The sequence below is a fragment of the Psychrobacter sp. CX14 genome, from assembly GCF_057396205.2.
Genome location: NZ_CM183187.1, coordinates 3,068,445 through 3,084,299 on the forward strand (window position 1 = coordinate 3,068,445; position 15,855 = coordinate 3,084,299).

Below are 15,855 nucleotides of genomic sequence, written 5' to 3' on the forward strand. Positions count from 1 at the left end.
TTTATGAATCAGTCAAGCCATGCTCGTTGGCAAATTATCAGTCAACCATTAAGTCACTAACATGAGCAAATATATTAATTATTTATCACTCTAAATTTGGTCATTGCAAGCAGACTTCAATCCACATCTGCTCAACTTAACCTACATGCTGGTTGGTGCTGATAGACCCAATAAGCTCAAGCCGTTAGCGATAACTTGGCGTACTGCTTTTGATAAGCGCAGACGGGCTTGCATTAATGCCAACTCTTCCTCAGTTGGGGTTTCATCAGCAATGATACTCACGGGTAAAATTCGATTGTCGTTATACCAACCATGGAATAATGCGGCCAAGTCTTTTAGATAGTTGGTCAAAATATGCGGGTCATAACCAGTTGCTGCACGTTTTAGCGTGGCAGGATACGCAGCCAATAGCTTAATTAGCTCGCTCTCAGCTTCCCCAGATAACAGCTCTTGATTGGCGGCACCGATAGTGTCATCAACACTAAAGCCTTTTTCATTGATTTTCTCAAGCACACTACACACACGTGCGTGCGCATACTGAATGTAATACACTGCATTGTCTTTGCTTTGCGATTTGGCAAGCTCTAAATCAAAGTCTATATGCACTTCAGGCTTACGCGCCACATAATAAAAACGTGCTGCATCATTGCCCACTTCTTCACGCAGTTCACGTAAGGTCACAAATTTACCTGAACGTGATGACATTTGGATTTTCTCATCCCCGCGCCATAATGCCACGAACTGCACCAAGATAACTTCTAAACGTTTTTCATCGATGCCTAGAGCAGTTAGCGCAGCACGAACACGGGCGATATAGCCGTGGTGGTCGGCACCCCAAACATTAATCACGGTATCAAAGCCGCGCTCAAATTTGTTTTTGTGATAGGCAATGTCTGAAGCAAAATAAGTGGTTAAGCCGTTAGCACGGCGTACCACGCGGTCTTTTTCATCACCAAACTCTGTTGATTTAAACCACGTGTTACCGTCTTTTTCATATAAATAGCCTTTGGCATCAAGCTCAGCGAGTACCGGTTCAATCTCATCAGCGATTGACTTTTCACTAAACCAGCGCTCAAAACGAACACCAAAATCATTTAAATCGTCTTTGATATCGCCCAAGATTTCAGTTAACGCGGCATTCAAGAATATCTCGTAGCTGTCACCCAGCGCTTGCTTACTGTTGGCAATAACCACATCAATATGCGCATTTTTATCACCAGAAACCACTTCTTTTTCGCCGGCCTCATTAATCTCTGATACTTCATCTTCTGGAGCATTAGCGCTGATATCAACATAGCTGTGTACGTATGCATCACCTTGCTGAGTTTTAATCGTCTCAGCAATCTCAGTCACATAATCACCTTGATAACCGCCGATTGGGAAGTGAATCTGCTCACCATTAAGCTCTAAATAACGCAGATAAGTACTGGTCGCCAAGATATCCATCTGACGGCCGGCATCATTGACATAATATTCACGTGTCACGTTATAACCCACCGCTTCGAGCAGGTTAGCCACGCTCATACCGAAGGCAGCGCCGCGGCCATGACCCACATGCAAGCTTGAGGTTGGGTTCGCTGATACAAACTCAACTTGTATCTTCTTATCCGAAAACTCATCGGTTAAGCCATAACGCTCATTTTTATCAAAAATGGCATCGAGTACCGCAAACTTGGCATCACTGTTTAAAAAGATATTAATAAAACCAGGGCCTGCTACTTCTAGTTTGGCAATATCTGCATTCTCTGGTAGTGCGGCAATTAACTGTTCTGCCAAAGCACGAGGATTGGTCCTAGCCGCTTTTGCAGCGGTTAATGCGATATTACTGGCATAATCACCATGCTCAGGGCTTTTACTTCGTGTAATTTGACTGTTATTTTGCCAGTCATTTGGTAAACCGCCCGACTGAATCAGTGTATTAGCTGCGGTGTCTAATAGTGCGAAGATAGTGTCAATTTGAGCTTGCGACATAATTTATTAAACTCTGAAGTTAAGTGAATATGAGATTTAAAGGGTCAACGAGATATTTATTATTAAGGTGGTGCTAAATGAATTGGGTGGTACAAAACCAAATATAAGGTGCAATAATCGATGGCCTATTTATAATAAAAAACAAACACGATTATCTTTGTAGCAACCCTTTAATATATCAAGGTTAGCCCTTTTTTTCCATCAACTTTGATATTGTTGTTTTGTTAGCGTTTGGGATGGTTCATAGTATTGTGGGTAGTGAGTCCTTTATAATGGGTCATCTCTATATTTATTTAGTACCTTTTTATTTAATACTTTTTATTCTAATAATACTTTTATACTAACGCTTGGACAAAATTATGATTGCTACTGTATTTGCTATTGCTGCTGAAACGATTACCAACTGGGGCTTATACGTTTTATTGCCTATCTTTATCGCCACTCTATTTTTTATTATGTGGGATATCTCCAAAAAATCTGACGCAGGTCGTGCCGGCACCTTTTGGATTTTCTTAGCTTTAGGCGCAGGCTTTGTCGGATTTTTATTAAAACTACTATTAGAAGTTGTGTTTGAAAAATGGGTTCTATAATTAGCTCATTCTCATGATCAGCTATTAAACCCGCTGCAAATAGCCACTAAAGAGTGGCTATTTGGTCGCTATTAAGGTCGCTCGCATCGGCGCAGGGTAGCCTTCAATTGTCCTAGTTGAGTCATTCGGATCTAAAAAGTCTTTCAGAGATTGATACGTCATCCAATCTGTCGCCCGCTGCTCCTCAGTCGAGGTGATATCAATATCCACACATTTCACCTCACTAAAGCCGACCTTTTCTAGCCAGCCGGTCAATGCCGCCACTGACGGTAGAAAATAAACATTATTCATTTTGGCGTATCTGTCGTGCGGCACAAGCACCGTATTTTTATCACCCTCGACAACCAAGGTTTCTAATACCAATTGCCCGCCTTTAATCAGCTGATTTCTCAGTTGATACAAATGCTCAAACGGCGACTGACGGTGATACAGCACCCCCATACAAAATACGGTATCAAATAACTGGTTGCCCTGATCTGAGCTTGACGGCAACGCCTCTAACCCTACCGGAATATAGTGAGTACGGTAACCAACCCCTGTCTTATCATCATCGGTATCCGCATCAAAGCCGCTCACAAAATGACGAATTGCCATAAATTGATGATAAAACAAGCAAGACGGGTCAATAATAACCACCTGCTTAGCACCGGCGCCTGCCATACGCCATCCGTGATAGCCTGAGCCACCACCCACATCAAGTACATAACGACCTTCAAGCGTACCGATATGAGGTGCAATACGCTGCCATTTCCAGTCACTATGCCATTCAGTATCTATAAACACCTTATTCTCACCGGACCCAATTTGAAACGGACCCTTACGCCATGGCATTAATTGTTTCATCAAGGCAGTAATCTGCTTGTTTTGTGCCTCGGTCAATTGAGTGTCTATTGTTAATACATCGCTGTTTAAATCAACATTTTTGACATCAAGTTTTGGTAGCTTTTCGACAGCAGCTAGATAAGCAGGGGCATGAGCATAGCGTCGTTTGTCTTTGATATCACTTAGCCAATGTGGCAGGTTAGCCAGCCATTCGGTGGCAATAGGTCTGTATTGGGCACGCTGAATCAGTGCCAAATACAGTTCACGTTCGGCGGTTTCGATGGTGTTATTTGTCATAGACGGTTCGTTGTATGTTTTGGCGTTATGTTTGGTATTCGGCTTGATAATGAAGGTCGCTATTATAAAGGGTAATGCGCTTAGGGTGAACTTTGAGAAGTTTTAAATATAAAAATGAGTCAAAACACTTAAATTAATAAATCAGCACGACCCTTGTTGCTTTTCTTCTTCACTACGTAAATCATCATATTCAAAACCGCCCAAGTCACATTTTTCTGCTTTAAAGACAATTTTTTCAGACTCTAACCAATTTAATGCATTTTTAGTATCGTAAATAATATCGGGATAATGACTGTCAACAATATCTTTAACATTACCATTTGAATCAGAGGTTTGAGCATGCATAACCCAGAGCCCGTAACTCAAGCCTAACTTTTGTAAAAACTCATATCCTATAAAATAAAACTCATATAACATTCGAATAGAGTGAATATAATCACCTTCTCTATTAATAATCGAATATAAGTGTTCTTTTATTAAATCTGCTTCAAATTTATGAAAACCAATATACTTTGCAAAGTTAAGCTGAAATGCTTTAAGACTAGACTCACGACTATAATCAAAAGAAATCAGCTCAAAATATAAACCTGGATTTGCAGACTCCAAATCGTCTTCTTGATATAGCCATTGCTCAAAGTCTTTTAGGCTCAACTTTTCGGTGATAACTTGATGAATTTTTTGTTCGAGTGAAAATGGTATCATCACTTATTCCTAGTCATTAAATCGATTAATGGAGACTGCTTAGCAAACTATAACCGATAACCCTGAGAAAACATGAAAAAACTTAAAGCATTGACCGCCCTGACCTTCTGCTCATTACTTATCCCCATCAGCGCTAATGCCTCCCTAGAAGCAACTGATTGTCATACCGTATCTTTTGACACCAGTCAATATGACGAACTGTGGGGCTGTCCAGATACCCCCATTGATAGCGACTTCGTTATGATTGCTATAAAAGGCGAAAAAATGGGGTTAGTTAATTCAAAAGGTAAGATTATATTGCCCGTTATTTATGACTCCGTTGGAGCTGACTCTTATGAAAAGTTAGTGAATAATGCTGACCCTGAAACAATTAAATTTACTTATGAAAATAGTGAAATTTCAGGAGAGATTAGCGGCACTGGAAAAATTATAACGCCTGAACATGGGCGTAGAAACTCTGTTTTTGGTAATTTGGAATATGAGCAAATGGCTAATGGCAAAGTTAAGTTAACCCATTTGAAAACGCATCAAAGCGTGATATATGATTACGTCATGCCTTTAACTATAGATACTGACAAAATACCCGTTAGAAATGATAATAACTGGGGTATGGTTAATATCGATACCATGCAAGTTGACATACCGCTTATCTATCAACAGCTGTTTATTTTTGCTAACGGTATAGGTGTGACACAATTGAATGGCAAATATGGTGCTATTGATGAACAGAATAATATAATCGTACCTTTTATCTATAAAAAATTAACGTATTTTTCAAGTCTATCCAAATATCCATCACCTATTGCAATCGCCACACTTTATGACCAACCAAAATTTTTAGTGGTGAATAAAGAAAATAAAACTATTGATACCATCATCAAGCCAGCACCTGATGCCATCGTTACTAGCTATGTCGAAGATTTATTGGCTTTTAAACGAGATGATGGACGTACTGGGATAGCAAACTGGCAAGGTAAGATTTTGTTTGAGCCTGAAGAAGGTCTTGAGATTTTACTCATAGATGAGGAGTTTATTCATCTTGCAACATCAGCGAATGAGATAGATAAGTCTGAAGCAACTGTATATAACTCCCCCAAGCCTCTTCGGTATCAGTACGATAAACAGCAACAAAAACTGACTGTTAGTGAAATAGATTAAGAGAGATAAAGATGAGTTGAATTGGCTGAAGCCTGAACTTTTAGCGTATCGATTTGGCTCATCTGTTATCTATTAATCGCTTAGTTTACTTCAAACTAACTGGCAATCCTGACACGATTAAAGTCGCTTGGTCAGCAATCTGAGCGAGATACTGATTCACCCAACCTTGCAATGACACAAACTTGCGTCCCTCTACTGATCCAGCATGTAAGCTCATACCAATTTCGTTGGAGATAATAAACAGTGTGGCGTTGTACTGATTGGCAAAAGTCACTAGAGAATCAACTTCTTGTTTGGCTAAACCCAAACACTGATCAATATCATAGTCATAATCCATAACGTAATTGGTTAGCCATAAGGTCACGCAGTCGATAACAATGACAAGCGGTTGGTTATGTCCAGCTGAATCAATCTTGTGCGGATTAAAATAGCGCTGTAACGCTTCTGCTAAATTCAAATCCGCTTCAATGGTTGTCCACTGACTGCTCGACTCAGCCCTATCCTTAACATGGCGCTGAACACGCTCAGCAAAATTATCATCAAGCACCCGAGAGGTTGCTAGATAATAAGGCATATCACTAAGCTGTTCGGCCAAGCGCTCCGCATAGCTGCTTTTACCTGAGCGCTCACCGCCGGTTATGTAGTGAATCATTTAAACGCAATCATAGATGCGAAGTTTAAAAACTGAAACCACGTCAAGCTACGACGAAAACCCACTTCTGCTAGGCGTTTGTGATGGGCATCTAAGCTATCAGTAATCAGCACGTTTTCTAAGGCGTTGCGTTTGCCGCTAATCTCAAGCTCACTGTAACCATTGGCGCGTTTAAAATCATAATAACGCTCGACTAGCCATGCATCATCTTGCTCATCGCCAGTATGCGTCTTTTCGGTCAATACCAAAATACCACCATCATTTAAGGCGTTATAAATGGTTTGCAGTACTTGAGTGCGGTCTTCTGGCGGTAAAAACTGTAAGGTTAAATTTAAAATCACCATGTCGCACGGCTCAAGCTCAAAGCCACGAATGTCGGCAGTGATCACTTCAATATCATGGTCTGGATAATTTTCCGCTAACACACGCGTCGCTTTTTCGGTCATCGCTGGTGAAATATCAACCGCTTTAATTTGCAATTGGTCAACAGTAAATCCACCCGCTTCATTCAACAATGCCATGGTTGCGCCACCTAGCGAACAGCCCAAATCATACACACGGCTAATACGCTTACCTTCATCGTCAGTCTGGCCAAACTGACAATGCCGCTTAGCAAATATCGGTAGCATCGCCAACATCTGCCCATAGCCTGGCACACTGCGGCGGATCATATCTGGGAAGCACGCGACCACTTGCTCATCAAAGGAGAAGCGAGCGGCTTTGTCTAGGGGTGTGGTGAAGACGTTGTCGTAAATGACAGACGATTGGTGATTCCCAGTATTTGACATCGATATTCTCTTATTCATTTAGGGTTGTTAATGTTGAACACATTGTATTATATCATTACTGTTTGTTACTTATATCACTGCAATGCCCTGCTAAAATTTAGTCACAACAACACAATTAATTGACGTTTTATTTTAAGGATAAATTATGCAAACATTAGTACTCGGCGGCGGTTGCTTTTGGTGCACCGAATCAGTATTCCAATCAGTAAAAGGCGTACAAAACGTCACCTCAGGCTATATGGGCGGTGATGAAGCCTCAGCCAACTACGAAGATGTCTGTACTGGTAAAACCGGTCATATCGAAGTGGTCCGTGTAGATTTTGATGACTCTGTCGTTCCATTAGAAGTTATTTTAGATATCTTCTTTGCCACACACGATCCCACAAGTCTAGACCGTCAAGGCAATGACATCGGTAGCCAATACCGCTCTGTGGTGTTTTATACCGATGAAGAGGCGCAAAAGCCAACCATCGATCGAGTGATTGGCAAACTAAGCGATATGGGGCTACAAATCGTGACCGAAGTACATCCTGTGCATGAATTCTATGCTGCCGAAGAGCACCATCAAGATTACTTCAATAAAAACCCAACTCAAGGCTATTGCCAAGCAGTCATCCCACCAAAATTAGGCAAACTGCGTAAAGAGTTCAAAGAATATATGACAAAATAAGTCAGCTGATTTCTTGACTAACTAGTTTAATGACAAATGAAAATTTAACCGTCGCTAATGGTTAGTATCAGCTAGAGAATAAAAGCTGGAGTTATTAAAAATAGCTCTGGCTTTTTTTGTACAATAATATCTCACCTACCTTCTTTTGATAGCTAACGAGTCATTATGAATCATGAATTTTGGCAACAAAAATGGCAAAAGCCGCAACCAGGTTTTAATCAAGCTCAGCCTAATACCTTATTAGTCTCCTATTTCAAAACCTTAAACATCACGCCTGCCAGCCATGTCTTTGTCCCGTTATGCGGTAAAAGTATCGATATGTTATGGCTCGCCGAGCAAGGTTATGAAGTCGTCGGTGTTGAACTCATTGAGTCTGCGGTACAGCAGTTTTTTGATGAAAATAGTATTGAAGCTACAATTACTGAGCATCCACGCAATATCCACCTAACTCTCTATAAAGGTGAATATGCCGGACAAACAATTCAAATTTGGGCGGGTGATATTTTTGAATTAAGCAAAGAGGATATCGGTGACATTGCTGCGGTTTATGATCGTGCGGCCTTAGTCGCCCTACCTGATAAGGGTGATAACTCATTACGTAGCCGTTACGTACAACAGGTGATTAGGCTGACAAATACTGCGCCGCAGTTGGTGCTTAACTTTACATTAAACAGCGATGCGTTAGATGAACAGACGCTACAAAGCCGTGCCCAATCTGGACCACCGTTTGTAATCAGTGATGAGCGCATGCATAACTATTATAAAGCCGACTATCAGGTAGCGTTTTTGACTCAAGCCAATTATAGTCCGGCGGACACTCTGATTAATCAGGCATGGCTATTGACCAATAAGACTTGATAGACTGTCTATCCCGCCGATTCCCATTTATCGATTACAGACGTAATAACTATGCCAACTGATTCACAATATACTGCACTTAACCCTATCAAAATCGGTGCGCTCGATGCGCTACATATAGACAGTGACCGCTATCAAGCAGTCGTACTACTACAAGGTGCGCAGCTGATTTACTTCTCTAATACGGTAGACAATGCAGAAAATAAAGACTTTGAAAACCTAGCGCCACACTATCATACTGATAATTGGTTGTGGCTCAGTCAGCTTGCAGAATATAATCAGCAAGACTCAGTGCGCGGCGGTGTGCCCGTTTGTTGGCCAGTATTTGGGCAATTTAATGCCAACCCTGAAGCGGTCAAACAAAGCTTTGAGAGCAGCCCATTTGATTTAACGCAACATGGTTATGCGCGGACTCAGCCTTTTGATTTTGACAGTTTCAATATCGATAACAACGGCAACGCTGAGTTGCTATTAATACTAAAAAGGTCGCCTGATATCGAGCCAAATCTGGACTTAACAGCGGCTTTTAACTTTGATGCTCATGGCTTTGGCATCACGTTACTTACCCAGAATAATAGTGACCACCCCGTTACGATCTCTCAGGCTTTACACACCTATCTGCCCACTGATGACATCACTCAAACCACGGTTAGAGGCTTTGATGGTATCCATTACAGTGATACGCTAACCGAGGGTTGGCAAACTAAGACCCAACAGGGTGATATCACTTTTGGAGGCGAAGTTGACCGTATTTATCATGGTGCTCCAGATATTATTTTAAACACGCCAACGCAAACCTATTATCTTCACGCTGACGGTAGCAATAGTACGGTGGTGTGGAATCCTTGGATTGAGAAATCAAAACAAGTCTCACAATTTGCCAATGATGACTATCAGCGTATGTTGTGTATTGAGACAGCCAATGCCCATTTGGATGTGGTTGAGTTGGTGCCCAAACTAACACATAGATTGACTCTCAGATTATCTAAGCAGAGCAAGGTCTAATTCAAAGTAATCAATTGTCTCATTATTAAAAGCTCCATTATCGGGGCTTTTTTAATAGGTTAATTATATAAAACCGATACAATGACCTCACCCCTACCTTGTTCTCACGTCATCTTATCGTAACTAAAAACCTTAACACCTTTAATTTAAAGATGAATTTAGTTACCCTAAGCTAACCTATATTTTGTGTCTATTTATCACATGTATTTCGCACCGCCCCTCTTAGTAAGGAACACCTTTATGTATTACACCAAGATTACCGCTGCAATCACCACCTCTCTTGGGCTATCCATTGCTGCCACCTCAGCACATGCCGCCAAGCCGCCTGCACCCTATTTATCAAACTCTGAATTTCAGCAGTGCTTAAGTACACTAAAGAACTCTAGCACCTTTCGCGGTGTAGACAGCTATACCTTTAACAACTATCGCCCTAGCGAGCCTGATCCTAGCGTGATTCAATCGTTAAACTATCAGCCAGAGTTCCAAAAAGATGTCTGGGATTACCTATCATCACTCGTTGATAAAGAGCGTGTTGAAGATGGTATCCGAGCTAAGCATGAAATGGCAGATACCTTGCGCCGTATTGAATCCCAGTATGGTGTTAAAGCGGAGCACGTGTTAGGTGTGTGGGGTGTTGAGTCAAATTTCGGGCAAACTTTGGGTAAAAAAGACTTATTTCAGTCGCTTGCTACCCTATCTTGCTTTGACCGTCGCCAATCTTACTTCCGCGGTGAGTTTGCTAATGCGTTAAAAATTGTTCAACGTGGTGATATTGCGCCAAGTGACATGAAAGGCTCATGGGCAGGTGCGTTTGGTCAAACTCAGTTTATGCCGGGTACCTTCTTAGACTTAGCGGTTGATTTTGATGGGGACGGCCGCCGTGATTTGGTAAACAGCAAACCAGATGCACTAGCGTCAACGGCAAACTTCCTGAAAAAACGCGGCTACCGCAGTGGTGAGCCTTGGGGTTATGAAGTTAAGATTCCAGCAGGATTTTGGGGTTCAAGTGATCGCAAGAATAAAAAATCATTAAGCTACTGGCGTGATAAGGGCTTTACTTTAGCCGATGGTCGCCCGCTTCCTTACGATTTAAGCAGTGCGGGCTTGTTATTACCCGCAGGTTTGGATGGCCCTGCTTTTTTAGTGGGTAAAAACTTCGATACTTTCTATTCTTATAATGCGTCTGAGAATTATGCACTGGCCATTGCTCATTTATCAGATTTGATTGAGAAAGAAGACAGCAGTCGTACAGACTTTATCACTGCTTGGCCAACCGATGACCCCGGTATTAGCCGCCGTCAATCTCGAGAAATTCAGCAAGCGCTACTTGATGCAGGCTACGACATTGGCGAAGTTGACGGCATTATCGGTGACAATACCCGTACCGCTATCAGACAGTATCAAACCAGTAAAGGCGTTTATCCAGCCGATGGCCGTGCCGGTCAGAAGTTCTATCATCTCATCATGGGTAGCCAAGGCCAGAACAGCCAGCCAAATCGTGGCAGCTATCAGCCAACGTATGCTCAGCCGCAAAGACAGCCAAGCGCCACCAATGACAGCATTTCTCAGCTCATTGATAAGCAAGAAGGTTATCGCCGCGTTGTTAATGCTGACGGTACCATTCGCCTAATTCGTACCGATACAGGCAAATAGATTCAAATATAGTCAGAGAAGTCTAAAAGGGTGACACGGCAACCGAGCTCAAGCACTACAAATGTAGAGGCTTAGCGAGGTTAAAGCGGTAACCATTCAGTAGTTCGCTAATTATACTGTTGCTAGTACATTCCTAGTAACAGTCATGAATACAAAAAAGACCACGCAATATGCGTGGTCTTTTTTATTTACCCAATAGAATCTAGCTCATTAAGAACCTATTTGTCTTTTGAATACAGAGCTTATACGAACGGTGGTGGATTCGGTTTGCCGCTATCGCCGTCCCAACTTTCACGTGCTTTCTCATCTAAATCGCAAGGGGTTTTCTTTTTCCACTCACCATTTTTCTTCCATGCTTCATTGCCCCAGTCCTCCTCTTCTTCGTCATCGTCCCATTTTTGATAGGTTTCACTAGGGTCAATACCACGGCGCTTCATATCTGCCACATGCTCATCTAGCGTGTGCTGAGATTCTGCGCTATGCATTTTTTGTTCAAGCTCATCTAATTCTTTTTTTAGTCTTTCACTTTCTGGGCTGCTCATATCTCTATCCTTAGACCATGTCGGTCGCTAAAATCAAAAAAGTTAACTCACTTTCCATAATACACAGCGAGCCTACTGTCCTGCAAATTTTCAATGAATTTTACTGTAACCCTGAGGCCAGTACAACCATAATACGTATGCTTTATATTAAAATATAGTTAACTTAGCCTGCCATTTGTTAAGAATAACCTAAAAACAGCTGATTAGGTCAATAGGCGGTGTACCAAAGAAGCCACCTCGTCCAAATTTGCTTCAGGGTCAGTCACATAAAAGGTCAGTGGCTCTGTGCCAATAAGATTCTCTATGCCAAGTTGCGGCGTATCAGTAATATCTGAATCGGCTACTTTAGACAACTGTGTCTCTGAAGGCAATATTGACTTTATTACGTTGATATTGATGCTTGAGTTGTTGATTTCAATATGAGCGTCAATTTGGGCTAATCCATTCGCCAGCTTATTCTCTGCTCTTAATACCTCTTTCACCCGAGAGGCAATCGCAGCCCCCGAATCAAGTACTTGAATATCTAAACCCTGAGCGGCTATCTCATCGCTAATAAATTGGCGAAAAAATGGGTAGTGTGTGCAACCAAGCACCAAATAATCGACTTGCTGTTTGGCAAAGGCTTGCAACTGCTTCTTTAGCTGAATGGCTGTCTTACTTTCAAGTGGCATGCCCGCCTCGACCCAAGGCACCAAATCTGGGTCAAACCATTTAACAACCTCAACACCGGCAGGATTGGCATAATCATCAATGACTTGATTTAAAAGCGTACCATCTAACGTCGCTTTGGTCGCAAGTACGGCTACTTTTTTGTTTTGACTATTAAGCACTGCCGGTTTTAACGCGGGGACTAGCCCTACGATAGGCAGATGAGGATACTGTTCACGAGCCACCTTCAGCGCATGAGCAGAGGCACTATTGCAAGCAATGACGATTAATTTACAACCGGCCGCCGCTAACCAATCGACGGCAGCTAAGCTTAACTGTTTGATCTCTTCACTCGAGCGCGGCCCGTAAGGTACATTAAGCGTATCCGCATAATACACAAAGCGCTCATTTGGCAGTACCTGTTTTAGATGCTGATACACAGATAAGCCGCCAACCCCAGAGTCAAATAAGCCAATGGGTGCAGCAGCATCTAATTGTGTAGGAAAGTCTAAATCGGTGAAATCATCTAACTGAGCGTCAGTCGATAACATGGAGTCAGGTATTGGCATAGCGGTCATACAGATCTATTACCTTTTGAAGATGAGCCTTATATAGAGTGTCCTCTCAAAGCTGATCAATTTTGAACATCATCGTCTTTTAATTTAGCAGCTGTGATGCTGTTGTCAGACTATTTTAAACCCAGACGCTTAAAAACGATACGATAAACACTCGACAGTTAAACGACTGTTGGGGATTCACCGATAGCTAAAGCTTCTTCTAAACGCTCACTTAACTATTTAATCCTAATTAGTTAGCCACCGATAACGCATATGCGTTACCGCCACTGTTTAAGGTCAATAAGGTCTGTCCATCCTTCTCGGTTAATTGCCCTAAATTAATCAAATGCATTAATACATTACGTGAGATAAGCCCTTTCATACCAAAGCGCACTTCGATATAAGGTCGCTCTTCACCATTATAAACGCCCATCTGTAGTGGATGCTCATCATCTAAATCGATCACATCGCCCGTACTGGTCAAAAACTCAAGCACAGGACCAGTGTCTTTTTCGACAACATTCACCTCAGTGATAAAAAACGGCACATCCTCAACGGTAATACTGATTTTCTCGACCGGTGTCTTTAGATAATACTGTATATCATCACCGCTACCCTCTGCCCACAATACAGTCGCAAACAAATCGACCAAAGATTGACGGGTGACTCGGCCGCCCTCATGCCACCACTCTCCATTGGCTTTAATCACTAAATCCATTTCGCCATGATGCTCTGGATTCCATTTATCGAGTGGCGGAATCGAGCGGCCACGGCGTTCAGTGGCTGCCTCTTTAATATATTCTGAGATGTTGTTTAAACTACTGCCAACAGGCGGCGTGTTCTGATTTGAGTTTGTCATTATTCTTTTATCCTTATTGGAATTCTGCTTATAAATAGGTCAAACTGAGGATAATTACCACTTTATCACGGCCTAGTCACAAATCGTGTCGTCTTTGTCTAACTTTTATTTTATAATAGGTAACTAACTGCAACCCTTTTTTTATATTTCCGCCAGCCTTGGTCATAAAAGCTTTTTTATATGCTGACTGATTGTCGCTAATTATGCGTCAATTGGGTATATTCACAGTAATAAAAAACCTTCGCGATCAAACTAACATAATCCATACCCCCTTTCGTGGTGTGTGATGGCATTATTGAGCCAGCTATAAGGAGTCTGAAATGCAAGATGAACAAATAGAACGTGAATCGATGGAGTTTGATGTTGTTATTGTTGGGGGTGGTCCCTCTGGCCTGTCAGCAGCCATTCGCCTACGTCAACTCGCTCTAGAAGCTGGTAATGACGAATTTATGGTGTGTGTGGTCGAAAAAGGCTCTGAGTTTGGTGCTCATACCTTATCTGGTGCTGTCATTGAGCCACGTGCACTTGACGAGCTTATTCCTGACTGGAAAGAAAAAGGTGCACCGCTTAACGTACCTGCTAAAGAAGACCGCATTTATTATCTAAACTCTGCCACTCGCTCAATGCAAGTACCTGATGCTTTTGTTCCTGCACCAATGCACAATAATGGCAACTATATTGTGTCTCTAGGTAATGTGGTTCGCTGGCTTGCCGAACAAGCAGAAGAGCTTGAAGTAATGATGTTCCCAGGCTTTAGTGCTTCTGACATCTTATACAATGATGATGGCTCAGTACGCGGTGTATTAACCGGCGATATGGGCGTTGCAGCGGATGGTTCACACAAGCCAAGCTATGAGCCTGGTTATGAATTATTAGCCAAATACACTATCTTCGCTGAAGGCTGCCGTGGTCATTTAGGTAAGCGTTTAATCAGCCGTTTTGCATTAGACAAAGACAGTGATCCACAGCATTATGGTATCGGTCTAAAAGAGCTTTGGGAAGTTGACCCAAGCAAGCATGAAGAAGGCGTTGTCATGCATGGTCTAGGTTGGCCATTGACTGAAACCGGCTCCACCGGCGGTTGGTGGTTATACCATGACGAGAATAACCAAGTAAGCTTCGGTCTGGTTATCGACTTGTCTTACCACAACCCATTCATGTCGCCATTTGATGAGATGCAGCGTCTAAAAACGCATCCAGTTATCAAAAATGTATTAGAGGGCGGTAAACGTATCTCTTACGGCGCACGTGCGTTGACCAAAGGTGGGCTTAACTCATTACCTAAGCTGACCTTCCCAGGTGGCGTATTGGTTGGTGATGATGCCGGCTTCCTAAACCCAGCGAAAATCAAAGGTACACATACTTCAATGAAGTCAGGTATGTTGGCCGCTGAAGCTGTATTCGCAGCGCTACAATCTGGTCGTCAGCATGACGAAGTAGAAAGCTACAGCAAGCTATATAAAGAATCATGGTTGTATGAAGACAACAATTCTGCACGTAACTTCTCACCTGCAATACACCGTATGGGCCTACTTATGGGCGGTGCGTTTACCTTTATCGAGCACAACCTGCTTAAAGGTAAAATGCCATTAACTATCCATGATACTAAGCCAGATTACGATGCGTTAGACAAAGCTAGCCAAGCTTATCAGCCAGATTATCCAAAACCAGATGGCAAACTGACCTTTGATAAGTTATCTTCTGTGTTTATCTCTAACACTAACCACGCTGAAGATCAGCCAACCCACTTGAAGCTGACGGATGCGACTGTGCCTATCACGGTCAACTTACCTATCTACTCTGAGCCTGCGCAGCGTTACTGCCCAGCTGGCGTATATGAAGTAGTGAAGGATGCCGAAGGTGCGAAGTTTGTGATTAACGCACAGAACTGTGTGCATTGTAAGACCTGTGATATTAAAGACCCCTCACAGAACATCACTTGGGTAACCCCTGAAGGTGGCGGCGGCCCTAACTATCCAAACATGTAGTCGCCTATAAACTATTGATTTTAAAATAATTTTTTAAAAAATTAGTTTGAATTAATCATAAAAATACCCCACTCAATTGAGCGGGGTATTTTTTA

At 42.2% G+C, this 15,855-nt stretch carries 15 protein-coding genes; 7 read left to right on the forward strand and 8 right to left on the reverse strand.

The features are described 5' to 3' along the window. Positions 1 to 141: 141 nt before the first annotated feature. Positions 142 to 1,971, reverse strand: coding sequence for an arginine--tRNA ligase (argS, locus tag AC2SLO_RS12080; RefSeq protein WP_486541583.1), 1,830 nt, complete (start codon positions 1,969 to 1,971; stop codon positions 142 to 144). Between the two features lie 359 nt (positions 1,972 to 2,330). Here argS and AC2SLO_RS12085 point away from each other — a divergent pair, with 359 nt between their 5' ends. Next, complete coding sequence (locus AC2SLO_RS12085) at positions 2,331 to 2,561, forward strand: DUF2788 domain-containing protein (RefSeq protein WP_486541581.1); 231 nt, start codon at positions 2,331 to 2,333, stop codon at positions 2,559 to 2,561. Positions 2,562 to 2,618: 57 nt separating this feature from the next. On the opposite strand, the gene cmoB is transcribed toward AC2SLO_RS12085, so the two are convergent. Beyond that, entirely contained in the window at positions 2,619 to 3,680 is a 1,062-nt protein-coding gene (gene cmoB, locus AC2SLO_RS12090) for a tRNA 5-methoxyuridine(34)/uridine 5-oxyacetic acid(34) synthase CmoB (RefSeq protein ID WP_486541579.1), read from the reverse strand. Positions 3,681 to 3,821: 141 nt separating this feature from the next. Further along, entirely contained in the window at positions 3,822 to 4,382 is a 561-nt protein-coding gene (locus AC2SLO_RS12095; RefSeq protein WP_486541577.1) for a hypothetical protein, read from the reverse strand. Positions 4,383 to 4,454: 72 nt separating this feature from the next. On the opposite strand from AC2SLO_RS12095, the gene AC2SLO_RS12100 reads away from it, so the two are divergent. Beyond that, a complete protein-coding gene (locus AC2SLO_RS12100; RefSeq protein WP_486541575.1) occupies positions 4,455 to 5,540 on the forward strand; it encodes a WG repeat-containing protein in 1,086 nt (361 codons plus the stop codon). A gap of 85 nt (positions 5,541 to 5,625) precedes the next feature. Here the strand turns inward: AC2SLO_RS12100 and AC2SLO_RS12105 are convergent, their stop codons facing one another. Both AC2SLO_RS12105 and cmoA read right to left on the reverse strand, forming a co-directional pair. After that, complete coding sequence (locus tag AC2SLO_RS12105; protein WP_486541573.1) at positions 5,626 to 6,192, reverse strand: bifunctional adenosylcobinamide kinase/adenosylcobinamide-phosphate guanylyltransferase; 567 nt, start codon at positions 6,190 to 6,192, stop codon at positions 5,626 to 5,628. Further along, positions 6,189 to 6,980: a carboxy-S-adenosyl-L-methionine synthase CmoA gene (gene cmoA / locus AC2SLO_RS12110; RefSeq protein WP_486541571.1), complete on the reverse strand. Its 792-nt coding sequence runs from the start codon at positions 6,978 to 6,980 to the stop codon at positions 6,189 to 6,191. Before cmoA ends, AC2SLO_RS12105 begins: the two co-directional genes overlap by 4 nt. Before the next feature lie 145 nt (positions 6,981 to 7,125). Here cmoA and msrA point away from each other — a divergent pair, with 145 nt between their 5' ends. From msrA to AC2SLO_RS12130, 4 genes are all read left to right on the forward strand, one after another. After that, entirely contained in the window at positions 7,126 to 7,650 is a 525-nt protein-coding gene (gene msrA, locus AC2SLO_RS12115; RefSeq protein WP_486541569.1) for a peptide-methionine (S)-S-oxide reductase MsrA, read from the forward strand. 165 nt (positions 7,651 to 7,815) lie between these two features. Further along, positions 7,816 to 8,508: a class I SAM-dependent methyltransferase gene (locus AC2SLO_RS12120; protein WP_486541567.1), complete on the forward strand. Its 693-nt coding sequence runs from the start codon at positions 7,816 to 7,818 to the stop codon at positions 8,506 to 8,508. A gap of 51 nt (positions 8,509 to 8,559) precedes the next feature. Then, a complete protein-coding gene (locus AC2SLO_RS12125; protein ID WP_486541565.1) occupies positions 8,560 to 9,513 on the forward strand; it encodes a D-hexose-6-phosphate mutarotase in 954 nt (317 codons plus the stop codon). Positions 9,514 to 9,753: 240 nt separating this feature from the next. Next, positions 9,754 to 11,166, forward strand: coding sequence for a lytic murein transglycosylase (locus AC2SLO_RS12130; RefSeq protein WP_486541563.1), 1,413 nt, complete (start codon positions 9,754 to 9,756; stop codon positions 11,164 to 11,166). Positions 11,167 to 11,408: 242 nt separating this feature from the next. Here AC2SLO_RS12130 and AC2SLO_RS12135 read toward each other — a convergent pair whose 3' ends face one another. The 3 genes from AC2SLO_RS12135 to AC2SLO_RS12145 all read right to left on the reverse strand — a co-directional run bounded on the left by AC2SLO_RS12135 (position 11,409) and on the right by AC2SLO_RS12145 (position 13,772). Beyond that, positions 11,409 to 11,708: a hypothetical protein gene (locus tag AC2SLO_RS12135; protein ID WP_486541561.1), complete on the reverse strand. Its 300-nt coding sequence runs from the start codon at positions 11,706 to 11,708 to the stop codon at positions 11,409 to 11,411. A gap of 203 nt (positions 11,709 to 11,911) precedes the next feature. Beyond that, positions 11,912 to 12,934 (reverse strand): glutamate racemase, encoded by a 1,023-nt coding sequence (gene murI, locus AC2SLO_RS12140; RefSeq protein ID WP_486541559.1) that lies wholly within the window; start codon positions 12,932 to 12,934, stop codon positions 11,912 to 11,914. Positions 12,935 to 13,163: 229 nt separating this feature from the next. After that, positions 13,164 to 13,772 carry a DUF1285 domain-containing protein gene (locus AC2SLO_RS12145; protein ID WP_486541557.1) on the reverse strand — a complete coding sequence of 203 codons (609 nt, stop codon included), beginning with the start codon at positions 13,770 to 13,772 and terminating at the stop codon, positions 13,164 to 13,166. 320 nt (positions 13,773 to 14,092) lie between these two features. On the opposite strand from AC2SLO_RS12145, the gene AC2SLO_RS12150 reads away from it, so the two are divergent. Further along, on the forward strand, positions 14,093 to 15,760 hold the full coding sequence (locus AC2SLO_RS12150) for an electron transfer flavoprotein-ubiquinone oxidoreductase (RefSeq protein ID WP_486541555.1): 1,668 nt from the start codon (positions 14,093 to 14,095) through the stop codon (positions 15,758 to 15,760). Positions 15,761 to 15,855: the final 95 nt, after the last annotated feature.